Origin of the sequence: Novosphingobium sp. LASN5T (assembly GCF_003856955.1) — a bacterium.
Lineage (GTDB): Bacteria > Pseudomonadota > Alphaproteobacteria > Sphingomonadales > Sphingomonadaceae > Novosphingobium.
On sequence record NZ_RQSI01000091.1, the window covers coordinates 1 to 7,715 of the forward strand.

At 63.0% G+C, this 7,715-nt stretch carries 7 protein-coding genes; 1 reads left to right on the forward strand and 6 read right to left on the reverse strand.

What is annotated here, in order from left to right:
- Positions 1–68: 68 nt before the first annotated feature.
- The 6 genes from EH199_RS23830 to EH199_RS23855 form a co-directional block, all read right to left on the reverse strand.
- Positions 69–1,466, reverse strand: a complete 1,398-nt coding sequence (locus EH199_RS23830; RefSeq protein ID WP_124811509.1) for a thiamine biosynthesis protein ThiF — start codon at positions 1,464–1,466, stop codon at positions 69–71.
- On the reverse strand, positions 1,463–1,942 hold the full coding sequence (locus EH199_RS23835) for a Mov34/MPN/PAD-1 family protein (protein ID WP_124811510.1): 480 nt from the start codon (positions 1,940–1,942) through the stop codon (positions 1,463–1,465). The genes EH199_RS23830 and EH199_RS23835 overlap by 4 nt, the downstream gene beginning before the upstream one ends.
- Positions 1,935–2,423, reverse strand: a complete 489-nt coding sequence (locus tag EH199_RS23840; protein WP_124811511.1) for a hypothetical protein — start codon at positions 2,421–2,423, stop codon at positions 1,935–1,937. Before EH199_RS23840 ends, EH199_RS23835 begins: the two co-directional genes overlap by 8 nt.
- A 1-nt stretch (position 2,424) precedes the next feature.
- Entirely contained in the window at positions 2,425–2,913 is a 489-nt protein-coding gene (locus EH199_RS23845; protein ID WP_124811512.1) for a hypothetical protein, read from the reverse strand.
- Between the two features lie 108 nt (positions 2,914–3,021).
- Positions 3,022–6,369: an ATP-dependent helicase gene (locus EH199_RS23850; RefSeq protein WP_124811513.1), complete on the reverse strand. Its 3,348-nt coding sequence runs from the start codon at positions 6,367–6,369 to the stop codon at positions 3,022–3,024.
- A complete protein-coding gene (locus EH199_RS23855) occupies positions 6,366–7,037 on the reverse strand; it encodes a hypothetical protein (RefSeq protein WP_124811514.1) in 672 nt (223 codons plus the stop codon). Before EH199_RS23855 ends, EH199_RS23850 begins: the two co-directional genes overlap by 4 nt.
- An 11-nt stretch (positions 7,038–7,048) precedes the next feature.
- Here EH199_RS23855 and EH199_RS23860 point away from each other — a divergent pair, with 11 nt between their 5' ends.
- The gene (locus EH199_RS23860; protein ID WP_124811515.1) at positions 7,049–7,456 is read left to right on the forward strand and encodes a hypothetical protein; all 408 of its coding nucleotides are present in this window, start codon (positions 7,049–7,051) and stop codon (positions 7,454–7,456) included.
- Positions 7,457–7,715: the final 259 nt, after the last annotated feature.

Below are 7,715 nucleotides of genomic sequence, written 5' to 3' on the forward strand. Positions count from 1 at the left end.
TCCCGAAGATCCTGTGAAAGCGTTCGTGCCATCCATGCTGGCCTCCTGACACCAGCAGGAAGTCTGAATCACAACGGCGCCGCGAAGGGAATCCCTGACGAGTCAGTTCGTGTGGAAACCGCTCTAAATCGCTTGAGCGTCTGGCCCGCGACGCCTTGCATGGCGCTGAGGTCTCGAAGGGTCAGGTCAAGTACGCCCAGGCCGGGACCTTGGTTTAAGCGGCGGACGATCTCCATCAGTGCAAGGGTAGCGGCGATAACCCCTACAAAGGGTACGCCAACGGTCCTTGATGCGATCTCCAGCAAACCGCAATCATCCAGGCCACGCGCCACTAGGTCCTGATAGGCACTCGCCTCCGCTACCGCCTTGGCGTCCGCAGTGCGTGTGCTGGAGGCCTCGCCCCATCGCGCGCGCGCCGTGACCAAGCCGGGGAACGTGTGAAGCCGCATGGCGAGGTACTCATGCGGACCCGCGCCAAGGCCTGCATCGACCACCAGATCGAAGCGGGGATCTTCCAGAGCCGCCCGTGCCTCGGCATTGTCGACGCCGCAGAAAAGGATGCGCGGGTCGTCCTCGGCCAAGGTGATATCGCCGCCAAAGCGTCGCTCGACGAGCCGTGTCCGAAATCCCCGTGCCTCTGCCCATGCCGCGACTTCGCGAGTCTTGAGGCGGCCGACCATGTCGACGCTTGTCAGCATGGATGTGCTGTCGTTCGCTAGGGCCAGGCGGTCGAAATCCTGAAGCGTGAGTTCGACGTCGGCCGGGCGCTCGAATGGGAGCAGGCCCAGCGTCCACAGGAAGGCCTGGCCTAGGTGGCCAAGTCCCAGAACCCAAAGCTTGGTCGGCGCCACCCATTCCACGGGGCCCGAGGCGCTGCGCCAGGGTGCACGCGGATCCCATAGGGACAGACCCACGTCTCGGTCTCCCGCCATCGGATTGCCCCGCAGACGCTGGAATATTTCAGCGACAGCCAGGGCACCAGCCAGGACCGCAGCGGGAATGTCTTTCGCGCCTTCTGGGAGCCGCTCGCCCTCGCCGGCGACGAACACGCCTGCGCGCCAGTCGCCGAAGGTGACCTGCAGCGCCCCCGCTGGTGCCCCGTCGCCGAGCCAGGCGAGCGGCGTTTGCGGCGAGGGATCGCCTCGAGGCTTTCCTCCGAGCGTCACAATCGCGTCGCCCAGGGTTTCGCCCAGCCCCGGTAGATCGACCAGCAAGGGGACGTTGAGATCGCCAACCACTTCCACTCCGCCCAGCAAGCCTCGCCGCCCGCAGTTGACCATGGTCAGCAAAGCGGCCTGGACGGCGAGTGATTGGCCGCCAGCGGTGCCAAGGCCGATCGCCATACGATAGCTCGCGAACAGGGCGTAAGCAGCTTCGATGCTGTCGGCCTCGCCATTGTCCAAGGCCATCTTGACACCCCTATGCAGGGCATCAGGGCTTATTTCGGTGATCATGTGGGTCATCATGCAAATGTTCCCGTTTTGAGGATGCGGCGGCTGCGCCAACCGCTCAAATTGATCCAGGCGTGTGCCCCCTCGTATTGGTAGAGGCCCATGCGGTGTCGCCACACCGGACTGCTGGCGAAGCGTTCGACGATGAGGGCCATGTGACCGGGCCGCGCGATCATCGGATTGCATCGGTCGGCCTCGCTCTGGGTCGCGGCGCCGCCATGGGTGTGGATGTCGGCGAGCACCTGAAGGCCCGTAGTCCGGCAGAATTCCCAAAGCCTCTCGAAGGCGTCGGCATAAAGAACGCACACGCCGGTGCTGTAGGCATTCGCATCGAGTTCGTCGTAGAACACGCACCGCTCGAACAGGCGCCGATCGCCTTGGCGCTTGCCAAGCAGGAACGCACCGCTTTCGGTCCTGCCGCCGCCGCGGCGGCGCAGCTCGGCCATGAGGGCAAGCCATTGGGCACGCGGGATCACAAGTTTGTCAGCCACCGCGCACTCCCATGTAATCAAGGCTGTTCAGTAGTTCGTGCAGGAATTCGAGGTATTGCTGGATGCCCTTCTCGGGGCGCCAGATGTGGGCAGCGTGCTCCTGACGCCAGTTCGCATGACCGGCGATGCTCATTCGGTCGCACGGCGCATACAGGCAGGTCCCGTTCTGCCAGTCCGGGCGGAATACCGCCGAGACCCGACGAGAACCGGCGGGCCACAAGGCAAAGGGCAAAGCCGTGTCGTTGGCAAGGAGCCAAGGCCGCGCGGTGGGTGGGTCTTGCGGATAGCCTGTGCAATCGAACCGAAAGCCGTACGCATCAGGAGCACCGGACCGGGGCGCGGCTGTGACCTCGATTTCGACAATTGGCCAGGCGATGCGGACAATGCGCCACCGGCCGAGGTAGACGGCGAGCTCGAAAGCACCGTCGGCTACCTCGTCCAGGAATGCCTGCGCATCCGGACGGGCGAGCTCCGTAGTCATGCTAGCCCTCGACGCGCTTGATGGGCACCAGGCTGAACGCGAGCTCGCAGCAACCAGTCACAAGGGCGCCGATCTGAACATCCGGGTCCGGCCGGTCGTTGGTTCCGGTGATCTGCAAGACGTGCTCGCTGGCATCGACCGGGGCCATCTCGAGATCGCGCACATACCAGCGTTTGACGTGGTTCACCGTCGCCGTGGGTGGGAACGCGTGGCGAACTTCAGGCGTGTCGGCGTAGTGCAGTGTGACGCCGATCTTCTTGCAGCGGTGCACATGGACCCGGTGCTTGTCCTTGACGCCCTGATGGTGGAGCGGTTTGTCCATATGCAGCGGGTGCTCGTCTTCGCCGGAGAAGACCATCGCCTCTTCGATAGCGAGGCCAAGGGCCGCCGCAGCCGCGAGGATTGCGTCGGGGCCGGCGTCCTCGGCGACCTCGATCAGTTCGATGGACCGGCGGCCCTCGATCTGCATGAACAGTTTAAGTTTCGTCATTTTTGGGTTACCTCTTGCTTCGATGGGGCAGTTTTTGCCGCCGCAAGAGGTTCAAGAGCGCTCTGCGCGAAACCGGAAATCGAACGACCGGATTTTTTTGCTAGATTGCTAGAGGCGCAGCCCGTCGGCAGGACAGATGAAGAAGAATGGGCAGGTCGGGCAGTCACGGCTGCTGCGCTTCGGATCAAAACGACCTGCGGAAATCCCGCTCAACGCGTGCGCCGCCCCGTCGAGCGCCTCGGTCAGCTTGCCGGCGGCGGCCGTGGCGTCCTTCTGAACACCGTCGAGAAGCGAGATATGCAAGAAGCTGGCTGTAACCCCTTCGTCTTGCTTCACCATGGCCTGCAGGAGCGCATAGCGGGCCTTGGGCATTTCTCCGCTCTTGGCAAGCCGCCCGGCCTTCATCCGCTGAATGACGATGCCGCCTCCGGCCTTCTGGATGTGATCGGCCCGGGCAATGATGGTCACCCCCTCGATTGTCAGGCGCCGTTCGGTCTTCAATGCATGACCGCTCATGGCTGCGCCGGCATTGACGAGCATCCGCTGCGCCGTGCCCTTGTAGTGCATCGCTGCGGGGTGGTCGGCGGGGCCGCGCTCCAGCCAACTGGTGTCCAGGTGGACAGCGACGTCGGCGGCTGACCGGGCTGGCTGTTCGCGCAGCCAATCCAGCCCCGCGCGGATGACACCATGAAATCGAAGGTATGGCGTGTCCGCGAGTCGGCGCGACAGTCCCAGAGCTTCACCGTAATAGTAGCGCCGAGGACAGGCGAGATAGTCTTCGAGGGCGGTGACGGCGAGCTCCGGTGACATGCCGTCAGGAGCTCTTTGCGGCACCGGGCTAGGATCTGCCGACCCGGCAGCCGTCCATTGCGGCGCAGGCTCGCCTCCGGGCGCAAGAATGGGCGACAGCGGCTTGAGCAATTTTGACGGGTTGGGCCTGGACGATCCGCCGTAGCGGTTGGCCCGGGACACGGTCAGGCGATCCTTCGCGCGAGAGAGGCCCACGAACATCAGGCTCTCTTCTTCGGCCTCGCTCGTCATCAGCGCGTCCTCCACCGCGATGCCGGGCGGCAAGGGGCAGAGATCAGGCCGGGCGTTCGGCGGGAAATAGGATGGGCTGACAGATGGGATGTAAACGTGCTGGAACTCCAGCCCTTTGGCGGCATGCACCGTCATCAGCTGGACCGCATCGATGCCTGACGCTGCGGCGGGAAGACGGCGGAGTTCCTTCTCTTCGTCGAGAACCTCGAGGCGGCGGATGTGCTCGAGGAAGTCGCGATTGGGGCTGCGGTTCCCTGGTGGCCGGTGGCCAAACGCCAAGGTGAGAAGCTGATAGACAGCGAGCTGGCGTTGCTGCGCCGCCACGTCGTCCCCGGCGAAGGGCGCGCTGTAGACCGCGGCCGCCTTGCCAAACAGGAAGGCGGAGATGAGGGCGTGCGGCGGGGTCTTGAAGTCAGCGCTGGCAAGATCATCCGCCAACCGCATAAGCCCGGCTCGGCCTTCCGCCGACAAGTTGGCTTCGTTTGTGCGCCTCAGCGCGGCCAGCATGGTGAGGTCCAAGTCTTTTCTGAAGCGAAACATCTCCAGGATGTCTGGCACGGGCACTGCGTAGCGCGAAAACTGGGCGACACGGAGCAGACCAACACCGTCATTCTCTCCGGCGACCGAGATCAGGGACAATAGGTCGCGCACTTCTGGCCGTTCAAAGAAATCGCCGAAATAGAGCGCCGGCACACCCGCGCGCTGGAAATGCGCCGCCAGGGTGCTGAGTACGCCGTGGGTCCGCGCCAGAACGGCGTGCTGCCTGAACCCGCCTTGCTGGGTACGGCGCGTCAGGATTTCCTGAGCCAGCCCCTCGGCTTCGGATTCGCGCTCGCTGGCAACGCGGTACGCAATCTCGCCGCTGTCCTTGCCGCGGTTCGGTGTCAGCTCGTTCTTGGACGCAAAGGCGGCGGCTGTCATCGTTCGCCCATAGCGTTCAAACAGGCCGACAATTTTCCCACCGGAACGGTAATTGACCTCCAGATCCTTGAAGTCGGCGCCGGGGAAGGCGTCGGCGAAGCGGCTCAAATTGAGCGGCGAGGCACCGCGGAACCGATAGATCGATTGCCGGACATCGCCGACGACCCAGGGACCTACAGCAGGATCGGCAAGCTGTTTGAGCAAGGCGGCGCTCGCCTTGTTCATGTCCTGATATTCGTCGACAAGGATGTGTCGGTAGGTCTGCCGGATTTCAGCGGCGACATCGGCGTGGTTCTTCAGCAGTTCGACAGTGCGCGCGATAAGATCGCCAAAATCCACCCACCCCCGGGTTTCGAGTGCCTTCTGGTAAACTTCATAGATATGGGCCGCTTCCAGGGCCTTGTCCCTGGCCTCGCCCACCGGCATGGCCTGCGCCCGCGCACGGTAGGTCTGCGGGTCGCACAGCTCATCCTTCGCGCGCGATATGGAGTTCAGTACCGACTTGAGCCCACGTAGCGGCTCCTGCAGGTCAAAATAATAGTCGAGCTTGAGGTGCTCGAGTTCCGACTCAAGAAGGAACAGCGAGTCCGCCCTGTCCAGGAGTTTCGGAGAACCGGGCAGGCCGAGCCGATCTCCGTAGAGGCGCAGCAGTTCCTGCCCAAAGGCGTGAAAAGTGCTGCACCAGACCGCGGTAGCGGCACCTCCAAGTTCGAGACGTAACCGGCGTGAAAGATCCTCGGCCGAAGCATTGGAATAGGTCAGGGCCAGAATGGACGCCGGATCGGCCTGCTTGTGGGATATGAGCCACGCTGCCCGGGCCACCAGCGTCCGCGTTTTGCCGGTGCCGGGTCCGGCTCGCACCTGTACAGGCCCCGGATCCACCTCTGCCGCAAGTCGCTGGCTGCCATCCAGCGACGGACGCTCGCCAACGGGATCCGGCGGCCGATCTTCGGGAAGCAAGAGTGCATCGGCCATCTGTTGCTGGACCAGATTCAACGGAAGCCCCAGATCGGCGGCGATAGTGTCCGCCGTAAGCTTGTGCGTGATGCACGCCGCCCTGAGGCGCCGACGAGGCAGCAGAAGTTCGCGGGCATAGACATTTGCCTGCGCTTCACGACGCTGCTTCGGACTATAGGCGTCGCTGTCGCCGACCGCCGAGCTCTCGGGTTCGGCGATCGTATAGGGATCGACGTCATCATCGTGGCAGCCGCCCTTCGGATGGTGCAACCGGTGATGCCCATATTCATGGGCGATGTGAAAGGCGCGGTCCTCGTCGCTAAGCGCTGCCGAGACCAGAATTCTCGGACCATCGGGATCATAGGACGCCTCGGTGTTGTCCAGCAGCGCATCGTCCTTGGGGAGCACCAGGACCTTGACGCCGCTGGCCAGTGCGGCTGCGGCGAGGAGATCAACCGCCCGAAGCAGGTCAGCATGGGGGTTCAGCTCGTCGTGCCAAGCTGCAGCTTGGCTGCGCAGTTCAGACCAGGCGCTCATGCCGCCGGTTCATCCGAGTCCGCCAGTTGCCGCAACCAAAAGGCCTTGAGATCATCCGATAGCGTCGAGGCATTGATGGCCACGTCAAACGTCTCGGTTTCGATCTTTATTGGCCTTTTGGCCTTGCGCAGATTGCCCCTGGAGGACGGGATCGGCGCGCCGGTGGCCGAGGCAATCACATGCGCTGGCGGCAAGCGAATCTCACCGGCGATCCGACGGAACATTTCCAAAGGACGCCGCCCGACGATGCGGCGTCGGTCCAGCTTCATCATCAATCCTGCATCGAGACCAACACGGACGGCGACCTCGTCTTCCGTAAGGCCGCGCGCACGGATCAGCTGCGAGAGGCGCGGAGGCATTGATTTGATTTCAACCTCTCCGCTTGTGTCGTCGATATCCGTTGAGGTTTGTCCCGGTGCCTCGTGACGGCGGACCAGAACTCGGCTCACGCCAATATTCGCAAATTGCTCAACACTGCAGCCGGAGGGTGCCGGCTCGTCCTTCAAAGCCGTTTGCACGGCAAGATTGGCGAAAAACGCCACCAGCGCATCGCGATGCTGGGGATAGGCGGCGATCGCAACCACGAGATTCTCATGCGTCGGCTCGACGCCGTCGATGAGGAGGTCAAGGATGACGTCATCCGCCGTTGGCTGATCCACACGGTTCATGACTCTTCTCCATGCGCTTCGCGCATTTGCTCAATTGCAGTGTTTATCCAATTTCGAATTTGGCGTTCGCTCACCGGTTTGAACTTCTCGCAGAGGGTAGGTACGCCATCCGGGCCATCTTTGAGCGGCCAATTGTAAATGTGCCGGAGGATAAAGGCTTCCCGGTGCCGCGGATCCGTCACCGCGTTGAGATACCTGAGAGCGCCGCCGGCCTCGTCCTCTTCCCGCGCGAGCAAATGCTCTTCAGGGTTGAGTTCCTCCGATGCGAGACGTTCGACTATCGGCGTGTACTGCCCGTCGTCATCGCAATCTGCCGACTGAAATGCCTGCGCCTTGGGACGGTTTGGCCCGATCGCACGGAGCGTCGCCTGCTTGACGACGGTCGCCGCGTCGACCTCAAGATATTCGGCCGTACGTGACGGAGGGGCTTCATTAAGCCGATCGCCGAGTTCATTCGCGACCGAGATCTGTATCTCTTCGCTATCGGCCGGATCGTAGCCCCGTGACCAACGGTCAACGATGGGCTTTACCCGTTCGAGGAATTGATAGGTTTATCTGGACAGTCTGCACCGCGCCTGACGCACCATTGATCGGTATGCTTCAGCGCAACGCAGGGGGGCATCAGGCCGGATGAAGCGCTATCCATAAGCTGGCGTAATCCGGCCTGATGACCACCGT